General features: G+C 72.3%; 22 protein-coding genes. 7 read left to right on the forward strand and 15 right to left on the reverse strand.

The features are described from left to right. Positions 1–143 precede the first annotated feature (143 nt). On the reverse strand, positions 144–563 hold the full coding sequence (locus ABZ899_RS01290; RefSeq protein ID WP_361339014.1) for a replication initiator: 420 nt from the start codon (positions 561–563) through the stop codon (positions 144–146). 107 nt (positions 564–670) lie between these two features. Between ABZ899_RS01290 and ABZ899_RS01295 the strand changes: the two genes are divergently transcribed. The 6 genes from ABZ899_RS01295 to ABZ899_RS01320 all read left to right on the forward strand — a co-directional run bounded on the left by ABZ899_RS01295 (position 671) and on the right by ABZ899_RS01320 (position 5,963). Further along, on the forward strand, positions 671–922 hold the full coding sequence (locus ABZ899_RS01295; protein ID WP_361339017.1) for a hypothetical protein: 252 nt from the start codon (positions 671–673) through the stop codon (positions 920–922). Between the two features lie 391 nt (positions 923–1,313). Beyond that, positions 1,314–1,676: a DUF2267 domain-containing protein gene (locus ABZ899_RS01300; RefSeq protein WP_361339019.1), complete on the forward strand. Its 363-nt coding sequence runs from the start codon at positions 1,314–1,316 to the stop codon at positions 1,674–1,676. A gap of 256 nt (positions 1,677–1,932) precedes the next feature. Further along, entirely contained in the window at positions 1,933–2,523 is a 591-nt protein-coding gene (locus ABZ899_RS01305) for a DsbA family protein (RefSeq protein ID WP_361339021.1), read from the forward strand. 651 nt (positions 2,524–3,174) lie between these two features. Then, positions 3,175–4,839, forward strand: a complete 1,665-nt coding sequence (gene ettA / locus ABZ899_RS01310; protein ID WP_361339023.1) for an energy-dependent translational throttle protein EttA — start codon at positions 3,175–3,177, stop codon at positions 4,837–4,839. Between the two features lie 6 nt (positions 4,840–4,845). After that, positions 4,846–5,274 (forward strand): thioesterase family protein, encoded by a 429-nt coding sequence (locus ABZ899_RS01315; RefSeq protein WP_361339026.1) that lies wholly within the window; start codon positions 4,846–4,848, stop codon positions 5,272–5,274. Beyond that, complete coding sequence (locus ABZ899_RS01320; protein WP_361339029.1) at positions 5,271–5,963, forward strand: hypothetical protein; 693 nt, start codon at positions 5,271–5,273, stop codon at positions 5,961–5,963. Before ABZ899_RS01315 ends, ABZ899_RS01320 begins: the two co-directional genes overlap by 4 nt. Before the next feature lie 21 nt (positions 5,964–5,984). Here ABZ899_RS01320 and ABZ899_RS01325 read toward each other — a convergent pair whose 3' ends face one another. After that, on the reverse strand, positions 5,985–6,398 hold the full coding sequence (locus ABZ899_RS01325; RefSeq protein ID WP_361339032.1) for a globin: 414 nt from the start codon (positions 6,396–6,398) through the stop codon (positions 5,985–5,987). A 99-nt stretch (positions 6,399–6,497) separates the two neighbouring features. Between ABZ899_RS01325 and ABZ899_RS01330 the strand changes: the two genes are divergently transcribed. Further along, a complete protein-coding gene (locus ABZ899_RS01330) occupies positions 6,498–7,520 on the forward strand; it encodes a methyltransferase domain-containing protein (RefSeq protein ID WP_361339034.1) in 1,023 nt (340 codons plus the stop codon). A gap of 109 nt (positions 7,521–7,629) precedes the next feature. On the opposite strand, the gene ABZ899_RS01335 is transcribed toward ABZ899_RS01330, so the two are convergent. The 13 genes from ABZ899_RS01335 to ABZ899_RS01395 all read right to left on the reverse strand — a co-directional run bounded on the left by ABZ899_RS01335 (position 7,630) and on the right by ABZ899_RS01395 (position 25,299). Further along, positions 7,630–8,946 (reverse strand): FHA domain-containing protein, encoded by a 1,317-nt coding sequence (locus tag ABZ899_RS01335; RefSeq protein WP_361339037.1) that lies wholly within the window; start codon positions 8,944–8,946, stop codon positions 7,630–7,632. 94 nt (positions 8,947–9,040) lie between these two features. After that, complete coding sequence (locus ABZ899_RS01340; protein WP_361339039.1) at positions 9,041–10,381, reverse strand: VWA domain-containing protein; 1,341 nt, start codon at positions 10,379–10,381, stop codon at positions 9,041–9,043. 96 nt (positions 10,382–10,477) lie between these two features. Beyond that, on the reverse strand, positions 10,478–11,851 hold the full coding sequence (locus tag ABZ899_RS01345) for a PP2C family serine/threonine-protein phosphatase (RefSeq protein WP_361339042.1): 1,374 nt from the start codon (positions 11,849–11,851) through the stop codon (positions 10,478–10,480). A gap of 3 nt (positions 11,852–11,854) precedes the next feature. Continuing rightward, on the reverse strand, positions 11,855–14,368 hold the full coding sequence (locus ABZ899_RS01350; RefSeq protein WP_361339044.1) for a tetratricopeptide repeat protein: 2,514 nt from the start codon (positions 14,366–14,368) through the stop codon (positions 11,855–11,857). A 16-nt stretch (positions 14,369–14,384) separates the two neighbouring features. Next, positions 14,385–15,722, reverse strand: coding sequence for a hypothetical protein (locus tag ABZ899_RS01355; RefSeq protein WP_361339046.1), 1,338 nt, complete (start codon positions 15,720–15,722; stop codon positions 14,385–14,387). Between the two features lie 67 nt (positions 15,723–15,789). Next, entirely contained in the window at positions 15,790–16,851 is a 1,062-nt protein-coding gene (locus ABZ899_RS01360; RefSeq protein WP_361339048.1) for a glutamate ABC transporter substrate-binding protein, read from the reverse strand. A gap of 14 nt (positions 16,852–16,865) precedes the next feature. Next, complete coding sequence (locus ABZ899_RS01365; protein ID WP_361339051.1) at positions 16,866–18,335, reverse strand: hypothetical protein; 1,470 nt, start codon at positions 18,333–18,335, stop codon at positions 16,866–16,868. A gap of 255 nt (positions 18,336–18,590) precedes the next feature. Further along, on the reverse strand, positions 18,591–19,562 hold the full coding sequence (locus ABZ899_RS01370; RefSeq protein ID WP_361339053.1) for a BadF/BadG/BcrA/BcrD ATPase family protein: 972 nt from the start codon (positions 19,560–19,562) through the stop codon (positions 18,591–18,593). Further along, positions 19,553–20,818, reverse strand: a complete 1,266-nt coding sequence (locus tag ABZ899_RS01375; protein WP_361339056.1) for a 6-phospho-beta-glucosidase — start codon at positions 20,816–20,818, stop codon at positions 19,553–19,555. Before ABZ899_RS01375 ends, ABZ899_RS01370 begins: the two co-directional genes overlap by 10 nt. 7 nt (positions 20,819–20,825) lie before the next feature. Next, complete coding sequence (locus ABZ899_RS01380; protein WP_361339059.1) at positions 20,826–21,716, reverse strand: carbohydrate ABC transporter permease; 891 nt, start codon at positions 21,714–21,716, stop codon at positions 20,826–20,828. After that, the gene (locus ABZ899_RS01385; RefSeq protein WP_361339062.1) at positions 21,713–22,660 is read right to left on the reverse strand and encodes a sugar ABC transporter permease; all 948 of its coding nucleotides are present in this window, start codon (positions 22,658–22,660) and stop codon (positions 21,713–21,715) included. Before ABZ899_RS01385 ends, ABZ899_RS01380 begins: the two co-directional genes overlap by 4 nt. A 5-nt stretch (positions 22,661–22,665) precedes the next feature. Then, positions 22,666–23,994, reverse strand: coding sequence for an ABC transporter substrate-binding protein (locus ABZ899_RS01390; protein WP_361339065.1), 1,329 nt, complete (start codon positions 23,992–23,994; stop codon positions 22,666–22,668). Positions 23,995–24,087: 93 nt separating this feature from the next. Continuing rightward, positions 24,088–25,299, reverse strand: coding sequence for an ROK family transcriptional regulator (locus tag ABZ899_RS01395; RefSeq protein WP_361339068.1), 1,212 nt, complete (start codon positions 25,297–25,299; stop codon positions 24,088–24,090). Between the last annotated feature and the right edge of the window lie 95 nt (positions 25,300–25,394).

Genomic DNA, 25,394 nt, shown 5'->3' on the forward strand with positions numbered 1-25,394 from the left:
CGCGCAAAAATGCCACCTTTTCCTTTCCATCCGACAACGGGAAAACCACGTGAATCACCCGTTCGCGCGGCGCCGCGTCACCCGGTCGCCAACCGTCTCCGGTGCGCCGGGGCACCCAGACGAGGCACGGCCAGTCGTCCGGGTCAGAGGCGATCGGCCGTACGCGTCTCCATCGCGGGGTGCACCGGGCCGAACGAAGGAGCGGTGAGGGTGGCGAAGACGCGCGGGTGATCGCGGACGGTGGCGGGGATGTCGCGGCGGTCGTCCCCGGCGAGGCTCGCGCGGATGAGGTGGCAGGTGTCGCCCGCGTAGGTCCGGGCGCAGGACGGGCAGCGGGAGGCGCGGCGGTTGCCGCAAGGGAGGCGGAGCCGTCCGCCTGGCTCGCCCTCGGTGGAGTTGTGGGTCTGGCCGTTGGTCTTGTCCTTGTGGAGGGTCCAGCCGGTCAGGTGGATGGGGTCGGCGCAGCCGCCGGTGCGGCGGATCTGCTCTTCCCAGCGGTGGTAGTCGGGAGCCGAAGCCACCTTGAGCAGGTCGCCGAGGGGGGTCGGGTCGAGCGGCGTCATCGCGCTCTTCTCGATGAACGAACTCCGCCGTATCGGGAAACACGGCGGTGGGAACCGGACATGTGCCCAGCGGGCACGATCGCGGGTCTCGTGCCTATGGTCGTGACATGTCTGTCTTCATCAAGCTCGTTGAGGTCGGGGATCCCGAGGGCTACACCGACCGCACCATCTCGGATGTCGCCTATGAAGATGTGGCGAACGAACTCAGCTACGCCTACGACCTGCATTCCGGCGGAGTCCTGAGGGTGATCCGGGTGCCGGTCGGACTGCCCGCGGCAGTGGAATGCGTGTTCAGTCCTGGAGTGTGGTTCAGGGTGCAGGGCCGCTGGCACGGGGCGGGCGGTTCCGATGCCGCGTAAGGGCGGCGGCAGCTGTCATACGGCGAACGGGTAGGTCTCGGGGATCTCGCCATCCCGCAGTCGGCCGTGCGCGTCAGGGATTCGACTGCCCGGGTCTCGTCGATGTGGATCTCTTACACCGCCGTTTCCCGGCTCGTCTGCCCTAGCGTGGACCGCGAGCGCCCAACCCCTAGTACCGGCCGGGACGCGTGGCGGGTCAGGTCGGGTCCAACAGGGTCCTGACCGTCGCCGGGTCGGCCTGCGGCGGCGCGCCCCTTTACGAGGAAGGCGAAGAGAGCGGGCGGTGACTGGCATTTTCGGCACCGACCGCCGGATTCGCCCCGGCATTTCGATCACCGTTTGCGGCAGTGCATGCGCGGTACCCGTGATGGGCTGCGGGATTGGAGGCGCCATGGACAGCAACGAGTTCATCCGGCTCGTCAGCCAGCGGGCCCACGTCCCCGAGGAGCAGGCCAGGGAGCTGACCCGGGCCACGATGCTGACGCTGGCCGAGCGGATCACCGGCGGCGAGGCCAGGCACTTGGCCGGCTTTCTGCCTGCCGAGATCGCGCCGCCCCTGGTCCCACCGGAGGATGTCGCCCAGAAATTCGGCGTTGCCGAATTCGTCCGCCGAGTGAGCGAGCGTGGGGGTGTCGACGAGACCGTGGCGCGCAGGGGCGTTGCGGCGGTTTTCATGACTCTGAGAGAGGCCGTCCCCGACACGGAGTTCCAGGATCTGATGTCGCAACTGCCCAACGAATTCCAAAACATATAGCGTCGGACAGCCCGGCTCCCGGAACACGGTTGCGCGCACCCCATGCGGATCGCTCCCGCTGCGGACACGCCATGAGCATGGCTCGCAAGCGCTTGTTTCGACATCCACCGGGCCGGTGGGAGGCTTGGAAGAAGCGGTGGTGCGGCATGTGGCCTTTACGGTGCCGTATTCGAGGGCCCGGCGCACGTGGCCGGTTTGCCATGCCCGTCGCGTGTGATGACGCACATTCCATCGACGTCACGATAGGGGACCTGACATGAGTACTCAGACGCCCCACATCAGCTCGCCCTCCCGGGTTCCGGCCGGCGCCTCGCCGACCGGGGACGGCATCGTCGTCGGAACGGGGCCGGTACAGGTGGATGCCTTCATCGACTTTCTATGCCCGTTCTGCAAGCAGTTCGAAGGCAGGAGCGGGCCACTCCTCGACGAATTGGTGGCCGACAAGGCGATCAGTCTCGTCTACCATCCGATGGGTTTCCTCGACGACTTGTCCACCACCCGGTACTCCTCCCGCGCCTCGGCGGCCTCGGGCTGCGCGTCCGATGGCGGCCACTTCATGGAGTACCTGTACGCGTTGTTCGCCAACCAGCCCCCCGAGGGCGGGCCGGGCCTGTCCGATGACGAACTGGTCGAGCTCGGCCGCGCGGTGGGACTGACGGACAGCTCATTCGCCGAGTGCGTTCGGCAGGGCGTTTACCTGGACTGGAGCGCCTACGTGACGGCCATGGCCATCCAGCGGGGCGTGGGCGGAACGCCGACCGTGGCGGTCCAGGGGGTCGCGGTGCCGGCCAACCCCGCGACCATCCTCGCGGCGGTCCGCGCCGCCCTCGCCGGTGTCGGAGGATGAGGCGCCCGCGTTCCCCGCGTCGCAGCCACGCCGGAGAAGGAAGCTCATGGGAGAACGCGGACCTTCCGAGCTTCTTGGAGGCCTTGGCCGCCTCGATCGACGATGCGGACGGTCATGATCTAGCGATGGACGAGTACCCGAGGCTCACGCGCCCTGAAGCGTCGGCCGGAGATGTGGTGCGGCGGAGCCGGCCGGCGACCGTAGCTGCTCCGACCGTAGGGACCCGGATCATCGGAGAGGTCGTGCTCCGTCAGCCGTTCGGGATCTTCATACGTATAGTTCGGGATTTTCATACGTATAGAAGGTGTGCCCGTTGCCTTGGGGCCGGCTGAGGTCACAGCCATGCCGCCCGGGATGGAGCTGCCTGCCGTGGGCCGTCGTCTGCTGGCTCGACGCACGCAACCACAGGTGAGGGTCCAGCTCGATGACTGGCAGGCGGATGACGAGTGATCGTTCCTGGGCGTCTCTGGGCCGTGCGGGGCGCCCGAGGCCGACCAACGGCGACCGACACTGGCAGAGAGCCACCGCCGCCACCAGGGAAACCCCAGGTCAGAGCCGCGTGACCATACGCGTTTCCGCCCAGGGGTGGCGGTCAGGCAAGATGGGGTGTATCTGCCCACTGCCTGATTTCAAGCTGCCGGACGGTTTCTCTTGGCTGAGTTCATTTACACCATGCGCAAGGCGCGCAAAGCGCACGGCGACAAGGTGATCCTCGACGACGTCACCCTGAACTTCCTCCCTGGTGCGAAGATCGGCGTCGTCGGCCCGAACGGCGCCGGTAAGTCGACGGTTCTGAAGATCATGGCGGGCATCGAGCAGCCGTCGAACGGTGACGCGTTCCTGTCTCCCGGCTACACCGTGGGCATCCTCCTGCAGGAGCCCCCGCTGAACGAGGAGAAGACCGTCCTGGAGAACGTCCAGGAGGGTGTCGCCGAGATCAAGGGGAAGCTCGACCGCTTCAACGAGATCGCCGAGCAGATGGCGACCGACTACTCGGACGCGCTGCTGGAGGAGATGGGCAAGCTCCAGGAGGAGCTGGACCACGCCAACGCCTGGGACCTCGACGCCCAGCTCGAGCAGGCCATGGACGCCCTGGGCTGCCCGCCCGGCGACTGGCCGGTCGCCAACTTGTCCGGTGGTGAGAAGCGCCGCGTCGCGCTGTGCAAGCTCCTGCTGGAGGCACCCGACCTGCTGCTCCTCGACGAGCCCACCAACCACCTCGACGCCGAGTCGGTGAACTGGCTGGAGCAGCACCTCGCCAAGTACGAGGGCACCGTCGTGGCCGTCACCCACGACCGGTACTTCCTGGACAACGTCGCCGGCTGGATCTGCGAGGTCGACCGCGGCCGTCTGCACGGCTACGAGGGCAACTACTCCAAGTACCTCGAGACCAAGCAGACCCGTCTCAAGGTTGAGGGCCAGAAGGACGCCAAGCGGGCGAAGCGGCTCAAGGAAGAGCTCGAGTGGGTGCGGTCCAACGCCAAGGGGCGGCAGGCCAAGTCCAAGGCGCGTCTGGCCCGCTACGAGGAGATGGCCGCCGAGGCGGACAAGATGCGGAAGCTGGACTTCGAGGAGATCCAGATCCCGCCGGGCCCGCGTCTGGGCAACGTCGTGGTCGAGGTCAACAACCTCACCAAGGGCTTCGGCGACAAGCTGCTCATCGACGACCTGAGCTTCACGCTGCCGCGCAACGGCATCGTCGGCGTCATCGGCCCGAACGGCGCCGGCAAGACCACGCTCTTCAAGATGATCCAGGGCCTGGAGACGCCGGACTCCGGTTCGATCAAGGTCGGCGAGACCGTCAAGATCTCGTACGTCGACCAGAGCCGCGAGAACATCGACCCGAAGAAGACGCTGTGGGCCGTCGTCTCCGACGAGCTGGACTACATCAACGTCGGGCAGGTCGAGATGCCGTCGCGGGCGTACGTCTCCGCCTTCGGCTTCAAGGGCCCGGACCAGCAGAAGCCGGCCGGTGTGCTGTCCGGTGGTGAGCGCAACCGCCTGAACCTCGCGCTCACCCTGAAGCAGGGCGGCAACCTGCTGCTCCTCGACGAGCCGACCAACGACCTCGACGTCGAGACGCTCTCCAGCCTGGAGAACGCGCTGCTGGAGTTCCCCGGCTGCGCCGTGGTCGTCTCCCACGACCGGTGGTTCCTGGACCGTGTGGCCACGCACATCCTCGCCTACGAGGGTGACTCCAAGTGGTTCTGGTTCGAGGGCAACTTCGAGTCGTACGAGAAGAACAAGATCGAGCGGCTCGGAGCGGACGCCGCCCGTCCGCACCGTGCCACCTACAAGAAGCTGACCCGGGGCTGATCGGTCTTGCGGCACCTCTACCGCTGCCCACTGCGCTGGGCGGACATGGACGCGTACGGCCACGTCAACAACGTGGTGTTCCTCCGCTATCTGGAGGAGGCCCGTATCGACTTCCTGTTCCGCCCGGAGAAGGACTTCCAGCAGGGGTCCGTGGTGGCGCGCCACGAGATCGACTACAAGCGGCAGCTCGTCCACCGGCACACCCCGGTGGACATCGAGCTGTGGGTCACGGAGATCAGGGCCGCGTCCTTCACCCTCGCCTACGAGGTGAAGGACGGCGACGTGGTCTACGTCCGGGCGTCGACGGTGATCGTGCCGTTCGACTTCGAGGCGCAGCGACCGCGCCGGATCACCGCGGAGGAGCGGGAGTTCCTCCAGGAGTACACGGACGACGGCCGGGAGAAGGCCGACGAGGAGGAGGCCGTCGCCGCATGACGGTGCTCCATCTCGCCGACGAGGGGGAGGCGGCGGATCTCGCGGCCTTCCTCTCCCGGCTGCTGCACTACGACCGCGGCGCGGCCGTCCGCCTCCAGGCGGCCGGCACCGCCCTCGCCGTGTTCGGGCGGCCGCCCTCCTTCGAGGTGCTGGCGATCCGCGCGGCGCGGCTCGCCAAGCCGTACGAGAACGGCCTGGACGTCACACTGGACGTGACCGTCTCGGCCGGTGAACTGCTCGAGTCCGTCGACGAGTCGGCGGCGACCGCCGTCGTCCCGGCGGCGGTGACCGGCCCGCCCTGGGCCGGGGTGCTGCCCCCACGCGGCGGCTGGCGGCGCGAACCGGGGCTGCCGGCGCCGGACGCGCTGCGCGCGATGGTGGACGCTGCGGTCGCCGAGTTCCGCTCCCGCACCGGGGAGTTGCCGCCCGAGCGGCGCACCCGGGCCGAACTCGACGGGATCGGGCGGCAGATCTGGTCCCGTACGGTCGGCGACACCGCGTTGCCCGTGCGGGCCGTGCACGCCGCGCAGTCGCTGGGCTTCCTGCGCGGCCGCGCGGGCGCGGCACAGCCGGACCAGCCGCCGGCCGGGCTCTTCTCGTCGGGCGCCTGGCTCAGGCTGCGCACGCCCTTCGGGTCGGTCGCCGTACGCCGGGCGGGGCTCGGGACGCTGGACGTCAGCGTCCGCTGACCACAGGGCTCCGGGGCGTGGTCAGCCCGCCGTGTTGACCATGGACGCCGCCGCGTAGGTCAGGTACTTCCACAGCGTCCGCTCGTGCTCCTCGGAGAGGCCGAGCTCGTCCACGGCGACCCGCATGTGCTTCAGCCAGGCGTCGTGGGCCGCGCGGTCCACGGTGAACGGGGCGTGGCGCATCCGCAGCCGGGGGTGGCCGCGGTTGTCGCTGTACGTGCTGGGTCCGCCCCAGTACTGGATCAGGAACAGGGTCAGGCGCTCCTCGGCCGGACCCAGGTCCTCCTCGGGGTACATGGCCCGCAGCTGCGGGTCCCCGGCCACGCCCTCGTAGAAACGGTGGACGAGGCGGCGGAAGGTCTCCTCCCCGCCGACCTGCTCGTAGAAGGTCTGCTCCTGAAGCGTGCCGCGCCGAATCTCATTCACATCGTCCATGGTCTCAGACGCGGAGACGGAGGACTTCAGGCTTAGGACCAGCCGTCCCCGGCGCCCGGGACGGTCGCCGCGGGGCGGCTTCCGCAGGACAGTGGACGTATGAGCGCGCAGGCTTCGGACCATGATTTCGACGACCTTGACGACCTTGACGACCTTGACGACCTCGACGAGCTCGCCGTCTCGGCGCGGGCCGCGATGGTGCGCGAGATCGAGCGGAGCGGGGCGTGGGACGACGACCCGGTCTGGCGGGACGCCTTCGAGCGGGTGCCCAGGCACCTGTTCGTGCCGTACTACTACGTCGGCGCCACCCGCGGCTACGAGCGGTGCTGGGGCGAGAGCCCGGGCGCGGCCGCGCGGGCCCGCTGGATGCGGGGGGCGTACGCCGACACCCCGCTCGCGACCCGGCTGCGCGACGGCGAACTGCTCTCGTCCAGCAGCCAGCCGTCCCTCATGGCGATGATGCTGGTGGCGCTGGAGGTGGCGGACGGGCACCGGGTGCTGGAGATCGGCACCGGCACCGGCTACAACGCCGCCCTGCTCGCGCACCGGCTCGGCGACGACGGCCTCGTCACCACCATCGACCTGGAGCCCGAGATCACCGAGTCGGCGCGACGGCATCTGGAGGCCGCGGGCCACCGCCCCGTCGTGGTGACGGGCGACGGGGCGCGCGGGGTGCCCGAGCGCGCCCCCTTCGACCGGATCATCGCGACCTGCACGCTGCGGTCCGTCCCGCGGGCCTGGCTGGCCCAATGCCGCCCGGGCGCGCGCGTCCTCACGCCGTTCGCCACCGGACTGGTCGTGCTGACCGTGACGGACGCCGGGCACGCCGAGGGGCGCTTCCTGGCGACGCCCGCCTACTTCGTGCCCCTGCGCGGGGCGTCCCGGTCGGAGCCGGAGCCCGTCCAGGTGGGCGGGCTGCCGCGCGGGACCAGGGACCACGAACTGTTCCGCTTCCTGCTGGCGCTGACCCGGGGCGGCATCGACCCCCAGGAGGCGTACGCGCTCTGGGAGCGGGAGGGCCGGCCGTCGCGGGAGCGGTACGGGATCACCGTGCGCGGCGAGCGGGCGTGGGCCTGGCTGGACGACCCCGAGGGACCGTACGCCTGGCCGCTGCCCGGCTGAGCAGCCCGCGGCCCCGCCCTACCGCGTGAAGGGACCGCGCATACGGCGAAGGGGCGGCCGTACGCGCCGTCAGGCCGTACGGCCGCCCCTGCGAGCGCCGGAGCGCGGGCTAGCCGCGCCGGATCGTGATCGTCGTCCACGCCCCGACGTGCACCCGGTCGCCGTCCTGGAGCGGAACGGGGACGAAGGGCTGGATCGGGTCCTCGGAGTTGTTCACCGTGGTGCCGTTCGTCGAGTTCTGGTCGACGACCGCCCAGGTGCCGTCCGGCTGCTGCACCAGCACGGCGTGCTGGTGCGAGACGCCCGGGTCCTCCGGCGGCACCGACAGGTCGATGTCGGGGGACTCGCCGGTGGAGTGCCGGCGGCGGCCGATGGTGACCTGGTTGCCGGTGAGCGTGCGCTGCTGCTCGGGCGAGTACGCGGGCAGGTTCAGGCCCGCGGCCTCCGGGCCGGAGCGCTGCATCATCGCCATGAAGTACTCACGGTCCGGACCGATGGTCGCCGTCCAGGTCGCCGGCTGCTGCTGGTAGCCGGGGCCGGGCGGCGGGGCCTGCCCAGGACCCTGCTGCGGGTAGCCGTAGCCGCCCTGCCCGGGGCCGCCCGGCGCGCCCTGGCCGGGGACGGAGCCCGGAGGCGAGATCACCCAGTCGTCCCCGCCGCCACCGAAGGACGGGCCGCCTTGCTGCGGGCGGTTGCCCCCCTGCGGGAAACCGGGCGGGGCCTGCGGGGCCGAGTGGCCGGGACCGGCCGGATGGAACGCCTGCGGGGCGCCACCGCCCGCGCCGGGGCCGGGCTGCGTGGGGGCGGGCGGCGGGGGAGCCTGCCGCGAGGGGTCGCCGAAGCCACCGGGACCGCCCGGACCGCCACCGGGGCCGCCGCCGAAGCCGCCAGGCCCACCGGGGCCACCCTGGCCGCCACGGCCGGGGCCGCCCGGGCCCTGCGGGTCCGCGCCGAACGGCGGGATGGGCTCCGCCGGGCGGTTCACCTGGGACGGGCGCGAGCCCTGGTAGTCGTAGGAGTCACCGCCGCCGAACGACGGCGGGGGACCGGGCTGCTGCTGGAAGTGCGAGGGCAGGCCGGGGCCGCCGGGCGCCGGGGGACGCGGGGCGGCGGGCGTGTACGAGGTCGCCGTGTTCGTCAGGAAGTTCCACCGGCACTCCTCGCAGAACGGCGCACCGCCTTCACGGGGCGTGCGGCACTGCGGGCAGAGCTCCGGCTCCGGACCGCCGGGCATGGACGGACGCCCGCCCTGCTGGCCGGGGTGAGGACCACCATGGCCACCATGGCCACCGGGCGGCGGGAAGCCGTAGCCGCCGGCGGGCGGGGGCGGCGGCGGGGGCGGAGGTACGGCACCGGCCATGCGGTGACCGCAGACCTCGCACCAGTCGTCGGAACCCGACTGGTGTCCGTTCGGGCAGGTCGGCATGTCGGCGCTTCCCCCTCTCCTTTCCGGTCGTTCCCGACCGGATTTCTTCCCACCCCGAGGGGCCAGGCTCGATGCTTCTGCAGGGTCCTGCTGGTCACTTCTTTACACGAACAGTCTTTGTCGACCGTGTCTCGAGTGTCATCTCGTCGGCCTCCGCGACCTTCGCCTTCAGTCGCACAGTACCTGTCGCGACATCGACCACGTCCACCACCTTCGCAAGGAGTTTCGCCGTATCCGCGTTTCCGGAGGCCCCGGCGAGCTGAACGGCGCGGCCCAGTTTGGCCGTTGCTCCATCGATATCGCCCGCTTTGCGGAGATCCAACCCTTCCTGGATGGCCTGGGCCAGTTCGGCCTGCCCGGTGTAGTGGGCGACTTGGGGGTTGATCGATGTCGAAGCGGTCATGTCGTCGGTCCATACGGCCCGTACGAGACCCTGTGCGCCCAGGTTCTGAGCACTTCCGTCCGGTTGGGGCACGACCAGGGAGACCCGGGCGGCGAGCATCTCCTGGCCGAGGCCGGCGGCCGGGACCTCCACGCATACGTGGTAGTCACGGGACTCGTCGCCCCAGGAGCCCGTGGGGTAGTCGCCGGCGCGCGGTCCCGCCTCGGTACGGCGGCCGGTCAGGTCCTCGACCGTGGGCGCGACCTGCTTGACGAACCGGATCGTGGTGCCGACCGGGGTCCACACCCGCAGAGCGACGTCCGCGACCTCCTTGCCCATCGCGGTCTCCATCATCCCCGTGAAGTCGGCGGCGAGGCCGGCCGGGTCGGCGACGATGTCCGCGCTGCCGAGGAGGGCGGAGGCGATCGATGTGACTTCTTTCACTTCCCAGTCGGTGCCCACGCCCCGGGCGTCACAGGTGAACCGCCCGGCGCAGGCGTCCAGTGCGGCCTTCAGGTCGCCGGCCGACTCGTGCTCGTTGCGGCCGTCGGTGAGCAGGATGCCGTGCCGGATGGCGACGTCGGCGGAGGAGAGCAGCCGGTCGGCGAGGCGCAGCCAGGTGCCGATGGCGGTGCCGCCGCCCGCGCTGAGCTTGCGCAGCGCCTGCTTTGCCTGCTCGCGGGTGGTGGTGTCGGCGACGGCGAGGCGGCCGCCGCCCGGGTACACCTCCTTCGCCACATGGGTGCCGCCGATCACCGCGAAGTGGACGCCGTCGCGCAGGGTGTCGACGGCGGCGGCCGTGGCGTCGCGGGCGTTGCGCATCTTGGTCGGCGGATAGTCCATCGAGCCGGAGCAGTCGACCATGAGCGCGACGGCCGCGTTCGCGTCCGGTCCGGCAGGACGGGCCGCGGCGGCCGTACCGCCGAGGGTGCCGCCACCGGTGGAGGTGACCGTGACGATCGCGTTGACCTCGCTGCCGCCCTCCGGCAGGTACTCGTTCTGGTACACGTCCACCGAGAACCGCGGCACGCTTGGTTTCGAGAAATTGGCCATATGTTCTCAAATCCCCCTAGAGAACCCCGTGCTGGGGTCATGGCTGCCGACGGACCGGTCCCCTCCGGTCCGTTGAGGCCGTCCCCGCGGCAGGCCTCAGGCCGATCCTGCCCCTGCCGGCGGTGCCGGGAACGGCAGGACGGCCACTGTTACGTTGTCGTGCCCGCCGCCGTCGAGGGCGTGGCCCACGAGCACCCGGGCGGCGTGCAGGGGGCGCGTGGCGGCGTCGGCCGGGACGATCTCGGCCATGTGCTCGGCGGCCTCGGCGTAGTTCCACAGGCCGTCCGTGCAGACCACGACGACCCCCGGGCGGTCCGGCTTGAAGGACGCGGTGTGCGGCTCCAGTTCGTAGGCGTCCGCGCCGAGCCAGCCCGTGATGGCGTGGGCCCGCTCGTCGGCGTACGCCTCGGCCTCGTTCATCAGGCCCGCCGCGACCATCTGCGCGGCCCAGGAGTCGTCCTCGGTGAGCCGGGCTGGGGGAGCGGAGCGGTCGGCCGGGACCCAGTAGACGCGGCTGTCCCCGACCCAGCCGACGACCAGCAGGTCCGGGGTGACCACGGAGCCGACGATCGTGCACGCCGGGGCGTTCTGGTGGGGGGCCTGCTCGCGGGCCGTGGCCGGTTCGGCGGCGAGCGCGTTGACCGCGTTCGAGGCGGCGACGATCGCCTCGTGCAGGGCCTGCTGCGGATGGGTGCCGCGGGGCAGCGCGGCCAGCAGCGACTCGGCGGAGGCCCGGGACGCGGCCAGGGAGGCGTCGTCGGGGCGGGTCGCCGAGGACACCCCGTCGCAGACCATCGCCAGGGTCGCCGGGCGCCCGTCCGGCAGGGTGGTGCAGGCGACGGCGAACGCGTCCTCGTTGCGGTGGTGGCGCAGTCCGCGGTCGCTGACGGCGGCGACCGGGCCGGCCTCCTGCTCCATGTGGTCCCGTTCGCGGGGCTGGGCGTGCCCGCAGTTCTCGCAGTAGCCGTCCCGGTCGACCTGGCCGGCGCGGCAGGCGACGCACACCTTGGTGCCCTCCGCCGGGGTGGGCGCCCCGGCGCCCACCCGGGGGTCGGGGGCCTGCAGGGCGTACGTGTCGGGCTCGGCCGGGCGGTCGAGGCGCACCCCGGAGGGCTGCGCGTCGGGGGACTCGGCCTGGACGGGGACGCCGTCCGGCACGGTGGGGGTGCGCGGGGCGGGGTCGCTCTCGCCGGCCTGGGCCGGGAACCGGGACGGGCCGGACGCGGGCGCGGCGGGGGCCGGGATGCCGGGCGGCGGCACCGGCGGCGGGGGAGGCGTGCCCGGGGGCAGGTCGTGACCGCCGGACCCGGTGCCCGCGGAGGCCGAGCCGTTCAGCGCGATGGTGGGGTGGTCGTCCGGCCGTGCGGGCACGGTGGACAGGTCGTATCCGCACGCACCGCAGAAACGGTCACCCGAGTCGAGCGGCCAGGCGCAGCTCGGGCAGGCGGACAACTGGGGCATCTGCGACATCAACTACACCCACGTCCGGGGGCGGTAACGGTTGGCACGTTCCACCAGGTCGATCCTCTCCTCGCCGCCCGGGGCCAGCCGGGCCAGCATGCGGTACGAGCGCTCCAGGCCGAACCGCAGTCCCCGCTCGTCCAGGCCACTGCCGAGCAGCGTCCGTCCTCCGGGGGCGGACGGGGCGGAACCCTGGCCACCGGAGAGTATCCAGTCCAGCGCCGCACCGAGCACTTCCGCCGACAACTGCTCCCGGCGCGCCGGGTCCAGGCCGTACGCGTCCAGCGCCTCCACCTGCCCCGCGGCGGCCGTCAGGTCGTCCAGGAACGGTACGTCCCCGGCGACCGCCGTGCGTTGACGCAGCCGGGCCCGGACCGCCGCGACGCGTGCCGCCGTGTAGTGGATCGAGCTCTCCGGGACGGACTCCAGGGTCGCCACGGCCCCGCGGCGGTCCCCCGTCGCGAGCTGGACCCGCGCCAGGCCGAAGGCGGCGCTGACATGGCTGGGGTCGGTCGTCCACACGAGGCGGTAGTACTCGGCGGCGTTGTCCAACTGGCCCAGCACCTCGGCGCACAGACCGAGGGCCAGCTTGGGGGCGAGCTCCCCGGGGAAGGCGTCGTAGATCGCGTCGAAGGCGAGCGCGGCGCCCTCGTGGTCCCCGGTGGCCAGCGCGGCCACGCCCCGGTACCAGACGACCCGCCAGTCGTCGGGACCTTCGTCCTCCAGCCGCAGCAGGGCCTCGTGCGCGGCGCCCGGGTCGCCGCCCTCCAGCCAGGCCCGCACCTGCCGCAGCCGGGACTCCGTCGACGGCGCCGGCACCGCGGCGAGCGCGCCGAGCAGCTCCGCCGGGGCGGTGGTCAGCAGACCCGCGAGGAAACCGGCGTTCGGGTCCGCGGGATCGACATGGGGGACCGGCAGGGCCAGCGCGGCGGCGGGGGCGTCGGCCTCCTTGACGATCCGTGCCGGGGCCGGCGCGGTCGCGGCCGGCGTCCGGCGGGCGGCGCCCCCGCGGGCCGGCACCGGGCGCGCCCCCAGCCGGGAGACCTCCCCGGCCGGCTCCGGGAACAGCACGGTGTCGGTGACCCGCACCTCCGGCCCGAACAGGGTGGACAGCGCGGGCCGCGCCCGGCCCGTCTGCAGGGAGACGACCTCGCGCAGCACCCCCGTCAGCTGCTCCGCCATCTCCTGCGCGGAGGCGAAACGGCGGGCCGGGTCGGGGTCGGTGGCACGGACCAGGAGCCGGTAGAAGGACTCGTACCGGCGGAAGACCTCGATGTGGTCGGGGTCGGGCAGCGAGTCGGCGTAGACGTTCGTGTAGCCCTGGAAGTCGAAGGTCAGCACGGCGAGGGTGCGGGCGACCGTGTAGAGGTCCGAGGCGACCGACGGGCCGACCTCGGCGACCTCCGGCGCCTGGTAGCCGACCGTGCCGTAGACGGCCGACTCGTCGTCGTCCATCCTGCGCACCGCGCCCATGTCGATCAGCTTGAGCTGGTCCTCGGTCTGGAGGGCGTTGTCGACCTTGAAGTCGCAGTACAGCAGGTTGCGGTTGTGGAGATGGCCGAGCGCCTCCAGGGCCTCGATGCCGTACGCGCACGCCTGTTCCACCGGCAGCGGGTCGCGCCGGCCCGTCTCCGTACGGCGCGCGTTCGCTATCTCCTTCAGGGACTTGCCGCCGACGTACTCCATCACGATGTAGCCGTCGAGGGAGCCGGTGCGCTGGTCGAGGTGCTCGACGAAGTTGTAGATCCGCACGATGTTGGCGTGCTCGATCTCCGCGAGGAAGCGCCGCTCCGATATCGCCGCCGCCATCGCGTCCTGGTCACCGGTGTCCAGCAGGCCCTTGAGCACCACCCAGCGGTCGGAGACCGCCCGGTCCACGGCCAGGTAGATCCAGCCCAGCCCGCCGTGCGCCAGACAGCCCACGACCTCGTACTGGCCGTGCACGACGTCCCCGGCGCGCAGCTTGGGCACGAACGAGTACGGGTGCCCGCACTTCGTGCAGAACCCCTCGGTGCGGCCCGGCCGGTCGCCGCGGGCCCGGCCGACGGGCGCGCCGCAGTCGGAGCGGGAGCAGAACCGCTTGCGCTCCGGCACCTCCGCCTTCTCCAGCACCATCGCGCGCGGGTCGGGCCGCGGCACGTCCGGCACCTGGACCAGGCCGGCGCCGAGCCGGCCGCGGCCGCTGGAGCCGGCCGTGGAACCGGAGCTGCGCACCGACACCGAACGGCCCGTGGACCGCCCCGACACCGAGCGCGACAGCCGCCCCGACACCGAGCGCCGGGACCTCGAGGAGCGCGACGACTGCGAGGACGTCCGCGAGCTGCCCCGGCCGGTGGAGCGCGAACCGCCGCCGGCCGAGGCGCCCTTGCCGCCCGCCGCGACCCCGGTGGACGGCGAGCCGACGGTACCGGTCGCCGAGACGACCGGGGCCAGGCCGCAGGTGTCGCAGTACAGCTCGCCGCCGCCCATGTCCTCGTACGACCCGGTGCAGTCCGGGCGCTGACAGGTCTGCCCCGCCTGGCTCATGTCTCCCCCCTGCCCCTCATGTCCCGCTCCCCGCACCGTCCTCGGGAGTGCGCGGACCCGGGATGCGGCCACCGCCGCCGCCGAGCAGCTCGGCCGCCGCCTGCTGGTAGCGCAGGACCGCCTGCTCGGCGACGCGCAGGTCGCAGGGCGCGCTCCACAGCATGCGGCGCGCCGCGTCGTAGCGCTCGACCAGCAGCGGGTCCTCCGCGAAGCCGTGCCGGGCCACCTTCGCCTTGTACGCGTCGAGACGGCCGCGCAGCTCGGCGCGGACCGCCAGCGGCGCGGTGACCGCCGTCAAGGACTCACGCGCGCGCAGCAGTTCGTCCTCCGCCTTCTGCTCCAGGGACTCCAGCAGCGGCGACAGCCGGTGCCACTGCGCCTGCCGGCGGTACTCGGCGGCCGTCGCCAGCTGTTCCTGGAGCACGGTCGGGGGACCGCTGACGACCGGCACCTCGGTGGCGGCGATCTTCGCCAGCACCTCGCCGCGGGCGGTGCGGGCCTCGGCGAGCGTGCGGTCCGCGCGGGAGAGCACGTCCCGCAGCCGCACCAGGCGCTGCTCGGCGTCCTGGCGGACCGTCAGGACCGCGTCGATCTCCCGGCGCACGTCCTCCAGGGCGCGCGCCTCACGGTCGTACACGGTGGTGTCCGGACGGCCGCCGCCCGGCGCCGAACTGCCCTTCGTGGGCACCCAGTAGGCCAGCGGGTCCGACACCACCTCGGCGCGCAGCCGGGTCAGCGTGCGGGTGATCCGCTCCAGGTCGTCGCCGGCCGGATGCTCGCCGGGGCGCACCCCGACGGAGTGCGCGAGCCGGCGGGTGCGCTGGAGCTCGGCGGCGAGTAAATCGATCCGGGCGGGCAGCGCGGACCAGACGGCGTCGGCGGCCACGACCATGTCCAGCGAGGTCGCGTACAGCTCGTTCATCCGGTCCACGAGCGCGGCCAGGGAGTACCGCTCGCTCAGCCGGCCCGGACCGCCGTGCGGGGTCGGCCCGTTGGCGGCCGCGGCGGCCTGGCCGGCCACCGTCACGCACTCGCCGCGCAGCAGTTCCGTCAGCTCCACCAGGTCCTCGCGGCTGGACCAGCGGCGCCGGGAGCGGATCTCCCGGGCCGAGCGCAGCGCGCCCGTGTAGGCGTCGAAGTACGCCCACAGCAGCGTGATCGAGGCCTCCACCGACGTCCAGCGCTCCTTGGTCACGCCGGTCAGCTCGGCCCCTTCGAGGAGTCTGCGGCCCGCGTGGTCCTGGAGGGCGAGCAGCGAGGTCTCGATCGCCTCGTGCTCCTGGCCGAGCCGCGCCAGCGCACGGTCCACCTCGTCCCGGTCCATCACCGGCCCGGCGGGGTCCGTGACGCCCATCGATCACCTCTCGCTGCGTTGAGTTCCGTCAGTCGTTCGTCCGTGCCGTCCCGCGCCCGCGGGCCGCTTACGCGTAGCGGGCCTCGGGCGGGGTCGCCGACGCCGACTTCCTGCCGTCCGTGTCCATGGTCGGGTGGAGCCACTTCTCGTACGACTCCGCCCAGCCGCCGTCCTCGACGTAGTCCTCCAGGATCCGGTTGACCCGGCGGACCAGATCGTCGGATCCCCTTTTCATCGCCACTCCGTAGTACTCGTCAGTGAACAGGCCGCCCTTGAGCTCGACGGCCGGGTCCTGCGCCGCCTGGCTCGCCGCGAGCGCACCGTCCGTGACGACCGCGTCGACCTCCCCGAGCTGCAGTTTGACCAGGCAGTCGAGCTGATTGGGGACGGTGGTGCGGATGTCGGTGGAGGCGGGCAGGACGCCTTCCTTCCTGCCCGCTTCGAGGTTGTCGTACGCGGTCGATCCCCGGGCCGAGCACACCTTGCGGTCCGCCAGGGACGCGTCGAACCCGGTGACCTGCGACGTCTTGGGCGCGAGGACCTGCTGACCGGTGACGAAGTAGGGGGCGGAGAAGGCGACTTGCTCCAGCCGGTCACAGGTGATCGTCATGGTGCGCACGACCATGTCGACCTCGCCCTTCTGGACCGCCTCGATCCGCCGGCTGGTCGGGATGGCCTTGAACCGCACCGCGTCGCGGTCGCCCAGGATGTCCTCGGCGATCCGGTGGACCAGGTCGATGTCGAACCCCTCCAGCTCGCCCGAGGGGTTGTTCGGGTCGAGGTAGCCCCAGCGGTAGCTGTTGGTGTCGACGCCGACGACCAGACGCCGGTCCTCCCGGGCCTTGATCGCGTCGACGGCCGGGGTCTTCCCGCCGCCGCCGGACGGCGACAGGCTCCGGTCCTGCGGGTCCTCGCAGCTGTCGGCCCTGACCTGCCCGGCGTGGGTGACACCGTGCCCGGCCGGGGCGGCGCCGCCGGCGGACTGGGACAGGGGCAGCAGCAGCGCGGCGGTGACCGCCAGGGCGCAGAGGAAGGCCATCGCGCCGACGCCGCCCCAGCCGCGCAGGCCCGCCCGCAGGCGCCGCCACCGCCGGGCGGAGCCGACACGGGCGCCGGCGTGTGCGTTCATCGTCCTGCCCCCTCTCACCGGTACTCCGACAGCCTGCGGCCGATGCCGAGGACGGCGCCCGCCGCGCCCAGCACCGCGAGGACGGCGGCACCGGCCGGGACGCCCGTCAGCGCGTCCAGGCCGCCACCCGCGGCCCGCCGGAACTCGCCCTGCTCGTGGGTGAGCGCGGTCGCCAGCGCCTTGTCGACGTTGTCGAAGCACACGCTCGTCGGCTCCTTCGCGGCGCCGATGACGCGGTCGCGGGCCGCCTGGTAGTTCCCGGAGTCGCTGTCCGCGCGCGCGAGGTCGTGGCGGTCCTTCCAGACCTTCATGAAGCCGTTCGCGTCCCGTACGGGCTTGCTGCCCGCCGCGTCGTCGGCGAGGTCCGCGGCCCGCGCGAGCGCCGAGCGCAGGGCGTCGATCTGCCGGTCGTAGCCCCACTCGTAGGCGTCCACCACGCTCCCGTCGTCCAGGGCGCGGGTGTCGGCGCCGCGGCGGACCAGGGTGAGGTTCTCGTCGCTGCGGGCCGTCAGGGAGGCGATCCGCGCCTCGTGCAGGACCGTCAGGGAGCGCACGCCGTGCTCATGGGAGTCGTCCAGGCCCGCGCGGGCCACGGTGTGGCTCACCGTGAGCCACAGCAGGGCGACCGTGGCGGCGGCCGTGGCGGCGACGAGGCCGTGGTTGAGGACCCGGTTGGTGCGCCGGTAGGTGCGGTGCTGGGCCCACACCAGGGCGGCCAGTGCGAGGACGCCGAGGCCGAGCGAGGCCCACGGGAAGGAGCGGGCGTCGGCGTAGTCGGCGCCGAGGCGGGCGTTCTCCGTGCGGTACAGCTTCTCGGCGGCCGGCAGCATCCGCTGCTGCATCATCTCGTTCGCCGCGCGCAGATAGGCGCCGCCGACCGGGTAGCCCTGGCGGTTGTTGGCCCGCGCCGTCTCCACCAGGCCCTTGTACTCGGGCAGCAGCCGGCTCAGCGAGGCGATCGTACGGGCCGAGGCCGAACCCGGATCGGAGTTGGCGGCGGCGGTGACGAGCTTGGCGGCGGCCGTACGGATGTCCTTCTCGTAGCCCGCGCGCATCGCCGGCTTCTCCTGGAGGCCCGCGAGATAGCCGCTGGCCGCCGCGGTGTTCGCGTCGGCCAGGGAACGGTAGATGTCGGCCGCGTCGGAGCTGAGCGGCTGGCTGCGGTGCAGGACGTCGTCGGCCGCGGCCGTGCGCTCGGTCATCTGCCAGGCGGCGACGGCGCCGAACGCGACGACGAGCAGCGCGAGGACGGCACCGAGGATGCGCAGCCGGCCCGGCTCGGTGGTGGCGGCCGCCCGGAGCTGGTCCAGGCCTTCCGCGAACGCGGTGCGGCGGGCCCGCGGGCCGGGCGCGGGCGCGGCGGAGGCGGGCGCCGACTCGGGTGCGGGAGGCCCCGGTTGGGCCGGCACGGACGACAGCGTCGGCACGCTCCTGGCCGGGTCCTGGCCCGGTGGCGGCGCGCTGCCGCCCGGTGTCCGTGTCATGCCGACCTCCCCCATGGCCATCCGTCGCGGGCCAGTATCGCGGCCAGGACCGGCATCCGCACCGGCCTCGCCCGACCTCGGTCCGGTCACGGCGGTGGTCCCGGCTCCCGGCACCGCCGAACACGCCCCCGCACCACCCCCTGCCCATGAGAACGCCGTGGGAATCGGTTCGGTTCCACCTCGTCGCGCCGGGCGGCCGGGGAGTGCGGGGGCGTGTCCCGGGAGCGCCCGGGGGCGTCCCCGGGCGGGAGCGGGCTACGGCTCGAAGTGCCGCCGCAGCCGGGTGTGCGCCTCCTCGGGGGCGCCCACCGCGTCCAGCCCGAGCAGGGCCGCGCCCAGCACCGGACGCGCCGCCACCACCTCCGGTACCGCCTTGGGGGCGCGGACGGCCAGCAGGTCCCGTACGCCGTCGTCCAGTTGGGGGTGGCGGGCCGCCAGGACGCTGCCGCCGAGCAGGACCGGCGTCTCCTCCCCGAGCAGACCGAGCCGGGTCAGGGCGACCGTCGCCATGGTGACCACCTCGTCGGCCAGCCGGTCGACGAGGGCGCGCGCGACCGGGTCGCCGGACGCGGCCGTGGCGAAGAGCACCGGCGCCAGTTCGTGCCGGCGCCGCTCCGGGATGTGCCCCAGGTGCAGGGCCTCGATCAGCGCGTACATGGAGGACAGCCCGAAGTGGGCGGGCAGCGAGTCGGCCAGCGAGGTGGGCGCGCCCCGTCCGTCCTCCGCGCGTGCCGCGTGCCACAGCGCCTCCTCCGCCAGGCCCCCGCCTCCGCCCCAGTCCCCGGACAGCCGGCCGAGCGCCGGGAAGCGGGCGGTGCGCCCGTCGGGGCGCAGGCCCACGCAGTTGATGCCGGCGCCGCAGACGACGGCCACCCCGCGGGGCTCGGTGACCCCGGCGCGCAGGATCGCGAAGGTGTCGTTGCGGACCTCGGCACGGGTGCCCCACGCGCGGGCGTGCAGCGCGGCCGCCAGGGTCTCCTCCTCCACCGGCAGGTCGGCGTTGGCCAGACAGGCCGACACGTGGTCGGCGCGGGTCACGCCCGCGGCCGTGAACGCCTCCTCCACGGCTTCGGCGAGCGTGTCCATCGCCTGCCCGACGCCCACGGCAGGCGGCCGGAACCCTCCCGCGCGGGCGGTGGCCAGGACGGTGCCGTCGCCCGCCACCACGGCGACGTCGGTCTTGCTGTTTCCCGCGTCGATGGCGAGGACACGTGCGGTCATGCCCACGCGAGGTGCTCCCGGTTGTGTGCGATCAGCTCGTCGGTGAGCTTCTCGGCGTACTCGAACTGGCCGACGAGGGGATGCGCGAGGAGCGCCTGGAACACCCGGTCGCGGCTGCCGTGCAGGGCCGCGGAGAGCGCCAGGTCCTCGTAGGCCGTCACCTGCGCCGTCAGACCCGAGTAGAGCGGATCGAGGCGGGGCACGGGCAGCGGCGCCGGGCCGTCCTGTCCCACGGCGGCCTGCACCTCGATCACCGCGTCGTCGGGCAGGAAGGGCAGCGTGCCCCGGTTGAGGGTGTTCACCACCTGGTAGGGGCTGCCGGCGCCGTTGAGCAGGGCGGCCGCGAGGTCCACCGCCGCCTCCGAGTAGTACGCCCCGCCCCGCCTGGACAGCAGCTCCGGCTTCTCGTCGAGCGCCGGGTCGGCGTACAGGGCGAGCAGCTCGCGCTCCATCGCGGCCACCTCGGCGGCGCGGGACGGCTTGGTGCGCATCTCCCGTACGACCGCGTCGTGGGCGTAGTAGTAGCGCAGGTAGTAGGACGGGACCACGCCCAGCCGGTCCAGCAGGACGCGGGGCAGGCGCAGGTCGGCGGCGAGGGCGTCGCCGTGCTCGGCGAGCAGCTTCGGCAGGATGTCCGCGCCCTCGGGGCCGCCCAGGCGCACCCCGGTCTCCCAGGTGAGGTGGTTGAGGCCGACGTGGTCGAGGTGGATCTCGGCGGGCGAGGCGCCGAGCAGGGCGGCGAACTTGCGCTGGAAGCCGATCGCCACGTTGCACAGGCCGACCGCCCGGTGACCCTCCTGGAGCAGGGCGCGGGTGACGACGCCGACCGGGTTGGTGAAGTCGATGATCCAGGCGGCGGGGTTGGCGCGCCGGACCCGCTCGGCGATGTCCAGGACGACCGGCACGGTGCGCAGGGCCTTCGCGAGGCCGCCGGCGCCGGTGGTCTCCTGGCCGACGCAGCCGCACTCCAGGGGCCAGGTCTCGTCCTGCTGCCGGGCCGCCTGGCCGCCGACGCGCAGCTGGAGCAGGACCGCGTCGGCGCCGTCGACGGCCGCGTCCAGGTCGGTCGTCGTGGTGATCCTCCCGGCGTGGGACTGGCGGGCGAAGATACGGCGGGCGAGGCCGCCGACCAGCTCCAGGCGGTCCGTCGCCGGGTCCGTCAGGACCAGTTCCTCGATGGGCAGGGTGTCGCGGAGGCGCGCGAAGCCGTCGATGAGTTCCGGCGTGTAGGTCGAGCCTCCGCCGACCACGGTGAGTTTCACTTGAGATTCAACCCTTTACTCCGGTGAGCGTGACGCCCTCTACGAACGCTTTCTGGGCGAAGAAGAACACGAGGATCACGGGGGCCATGACCAGGACGGTCGCCGCCATGGTGAGGTTCCAGTCGGTGTGGTGCGCCCCCTTGAACGACTCGAGTCCGTACGACAGGGTCCAGGCGCCCGGATTCTCGGACGCGTAGATCTGCGGCCCGAAGTAGTCGTTCCAGGCGTAGAAGAACTGGAAGAGGGCCACTGCGGCGATACCCGGTTTCGCCATGGGCAGCACCACCCGCAGCAGGGTGCGCAGTTCGCCGCAGCCGTCGACCTTCGCCGCGTCCAGGTACTCGTCGGGGATGGTGGTGAGGAACTGGCGCAGCAGGAAGATCGAGAACGCGTCCCCGAACGCCATCGGGACGATCAGGGGCCACAGGGTGCCCGACAGGTCCAGCTGCTTCGCCCAGAACAGGTACATCGGGATGATGACGACCTGCGGCGGCAGCATCATCATCGAGACGACCAGCATGAGCGTCAGGTTCCGGCCCCGGAAGCGGAACTTGGCGAGCGCGTACGCCACCGGGACGGACGAGACGAGGGTGAGGACCGTGCCGAGCCCGGCGTACAGCAGCGTGTTGCGCCACCAGGTCAGGAAGCCCGGGGTGTCGAGGACCTGGGCGTAGTTGCCCCACTCCCAGGTCCGCGGGACCAGGTCGCGGGTCAGCGTCTGCTGGTCGCTCATCAGCGAGGTCAGCACGACGAACACGAACGGCAGGGTGAAGAACAGGGCGGCCGCGACGCCCAGGGAGTGCACGGCGATCCACTCCAGCACCGCGCGGCGGCGCGCGGTGCGTTCGGCGGCGGTCGGGGTGGCCGGCCGCACCGGCCGTTCCAGCACCTGGGTCATGGCCGGTCACCTGCCTGGATCAGTCCGCCCCGGCGCCGCATCAGCAACGCGGTGAACGCCATGGCGAGGGCGAACAGGACGAGCGCGACCACACAGGCGGAGCCGTAGTCGAAGCGCTGGAAGCCGAGGTTGTACACGAGCTGGGGGAGGGTCAGCGTCGACTTGTCGGGGTAGCCCGGCTCGAACTGCTGGCCGGAGCCGCCGATGACGCCGGAGGCGACCTTCCCGGCGACCAGCGGCTGCGTGTAGTACTGCATCGTCTGGATGACTCCGGTGACGACGGCGAACATCACGATCGGCGAGATGTTCGGCAGGGTGACGTACCGGAACCGCTGCCGGGCCGAGGCGCCGTCGAGTTCGGCGGCCTCGTACTGCTCCTTCGGGACGTCGAGCAGGGCGGCCATGAAGATGACCATGAGGTCGCCCACCCCCCACAGCGCGAGCGCGGTGAGGGCCGGCTTGGACCAGGCGGGATCGGTGAACCAGCCGGGCGCCGGCAGACCGAGGTCGCCGAGCACGGAGTCGACCGGGCCGGTGCCGGGGTTGAGCAGGAAGACGAAGGCCAGTGTCGCGGCGACCGGCGGGGCGAGGTAGGGCAGGTAGAACAGGGTGCGGAAGACCCCGGTGCCGGTCCTGATCTTCGTGATGAGCAGGCCGACGCCCAGCCCGAACACCACCCGGCAGGTCACCATGACCAGCACCAGCCAGAGCGTGTTGCGCAGCGCGGGCCAGAACAGCGGGTAGTCCTGGAAGACGTAGGACCAGTTGTCCAGGCCCCGGAACGCGGGTGTGCCGAAGCCGTCGTACCTCATCAGCGAGAAGTACACGGTGGACACCAGCGGATAGGCGAAGAAGACGCCGAACCCGATGAGCCACGGTGACAGGAAGGCCACCGTCCGAAGCGCCGACCTGCGGCGCTTCGCGCGGAGTGTGTACGTCGCCATCGGGGCTACTTCGCCTGCTCGATGTCGCGGTCGATCTGCTCGGCGGTCTTCTCCAGACCGGCCTGCAGATCCGTCACCTTGCCGGACTCGTACTGGTAGCCGAAGTCCTGGAGGGTCGTCTGGTAGGTCGAGCCGTTGACGGACGCCGGCGGGGTGTTGGAGTGCGGGTTCTGCGCGATGTCCAGGAACGTCTTGAAGCCGGGCTCCACCTTCAGCCCGGGCGACTTCAGTGCCGCGAAGGTGGAGGGCACGTTGTGGATGGCGTTGGCGAAGGACACGACGGCCTCGGTGTCGGTCGTCAGGTACTTCACCAGCTCCCAGGCGGCGTTCTGCTTCTCGCTGCGCGGGGCGATGCCGATGATCGTGCCGGAGAGGAAGCCCTTGCCGTACTCGTCCACCTCGTCGTCGGCGACGGGCATCGGCGCGGTGCCGATCCCGAAGCCGGCGCCGGCGTCCTTCGCCATGCCGAGCCGCCACTCGCCGTCGAGCTGCATGGCCACCTGGCCGGTGTGGAAGGGGTGCTTGGCGCCCCACTCGTCGCCGAAGGTGTTGCGGTACTTCTCCAGCTTGGCGAAGCCGCCGAGGTCGTCGACGAGCTTCTTCTGGTACCGGAACATCTCGGCGAACGCCGGGTCCTTCGCGACGCTGGACTTGCCGTCCTTGCCGAAGTAGGCGTGGTCCCACTGGGACATGTAGTGGTCCACGACCGTCTCGTAGCCGTGGTAGGTCGGCATGAAGCCGAGCTGCTCGTAGCCGTCGCCCTTGCTCTTCGTGAGCTTCTTGGCGACCTCCGCGAACTCCGACCAGGTCTTCGGCGGCGCGGTGATGCCGGCCTTCTTAAAGGCGTCCTTGTTGTAGTAGAGCCCGTAGGCGTCGCCGAGCAGCGGCAGGGCGCAGCGGGTGCCCTCGAACCGGGTGTAGTCCAGCATCGGCTTCGGGATGAGCTTGTCGAGGTCGAGCTTCGACTTCTCGATGAAGGGCTTGAGGTCGAGGAAGGCGCCTGAGGAGCAGAACTTGCCGACGTTGGAGGTCGTGAACGACGACACCACGTCGGGGCCGTTCGAACCGCCCGCGCGCAGCGCCTGGTTGAGCTTGTCGTCGTTGATGTTGCCGACGACCTTCACCGTGATGTTCGGGTGCGCCTTCTCGAACGCGTCGACGTTCGCCTGGATCGCCTCGACCTCGGCGGGCGCGCTCCAGCCGTGCCAGAAGGTGATCGTGGTCCGCGCGTTCGGGTCGTCGTTCGCGCCGGTCTCCGAGGAGCCCGTACAGGCCGTGGCGAGCAGGGCCAGGGAGGCGGACGCGGCGAGGGCCGCCGTGGTCCGGCGGGACATCGAGGATATGACTTTCCTGGACTTTCCGGGCATGGCGAGGTCTCCCAAGGGCGGGACGGGGTGGGTGTGGGTGGTGCGGGGGCGGGGTGCGGGTCAGCGCGAGGTGTCGAAGACCTCGTCGCGGGTGGCGGCGAGGGCGCTCTCCAGCGCGCCGCGCAGCACGGGGTGTTCACGGACGTCGCCGACGACGAGCCGGGGCCGGGCCGCGGCCAGTTCCTCCAGCTCGTTCTGGACGAGGGTGCGCAGGGTGTCCCCGCCCGCGGTCAGCGAGGCGCCGCTGAGGACGACGAGTTCCGGGTCGAGGACGGAGACCAGGGAGGCCAGACCGGTGGCCAGCCGGGTCGCGTAGGTCTCCAGGAGCCGCCGGTGGGGGTCGTCGTCCCGGGCGGCGGCCCGCTCGACCAGGGCGGCGGCCACCTCCGCGTACGGCCCCGACGGGATGTCGGGGACGCCGAGTTCACGGGCGAGGCGGGGAACGGCCTGGGAACCGGCCAGCTCCTGGTAGCCGCCGCTGTTGGCCTTGGTCACCTGACGGACGAGGGGGGCGCCCGGCACGGGCAGGAAGCCGACCTCGCCCGCGCCGCCGGTCCAGCCGCGGTGCAGCCGGCCGCCGAGGACCAGGGCGGCGCCGAGACCTCCCTCGTTCCACAGCAGCACGAAGTCCTCGTGGCCGCGGGCCGCGCCGAGCCGCTGCTCGGCCACCGCCGCGAGGTTGACGTCGTTCTCGTACTCGACCGGCATCGGCAGCGACGCGGCGAGTTCGTCGAGCAGCGCGGGGGAGTGCCAGCCGGGCAGATGGGAGGCGTAGCGCAGGCGGCCCGTGTTGGGGTCGAAGGCGCCGGGGGTGCCGATGACGAGCCGGTGGACGTCGGCCCGGGTCAGGCCCGCCGCCTTCACCGCCCCGTCGAGGGCGTCGGTGACCTGCCGCACGACCGGCTGGGACGGACGCCTGCCGGGGGTGGGCAGTTCGTACGACCCGACGGTGCGGCCGGTGATGTCGGCCACGGCGGCCAGGACCCGCTCCGGGGTGACGTCGAGGCCGGCGGCGTACGCGGCCCTCGGGTTCACCTCGTACAGCTGGGCGTTGGGGCCGGGCCGCCCTTCCGTGGTGCCGGTGGCCAGGACCAGGCCGGCGGCCTCCAGGCGGGCCAGCAGCTGGGAGGCGGTCGGCTTGGAGAGGCCGGTGAGCTTGCCGATCCGCGTGCGCGACAGCGGCCCGTGCTCCAGGAGGAGGTCCAGGGCGGCGCGGTCGTTCATGGCGCGCAGGACGCGCGGGGTGCCCGGCGTACCGGCGGTTCCTGCCATGGGGTGCGACACCTGCCTCTCGGCTGCCCAGCTTCCCAGTGATCGTCCGGCGGCGTCCATCCCGGACGCCCGCGTGATCACTGTTAGGAAAGTTT

Source organism: Streptomyces sp. NPDC046859, from assembly GCF_040645135.1.
Classification (GTDB): Bacteria; Actinomycetota; Actinomycetes; order Streptomycetales; family Streptomycetaceae; genus Streptomyces.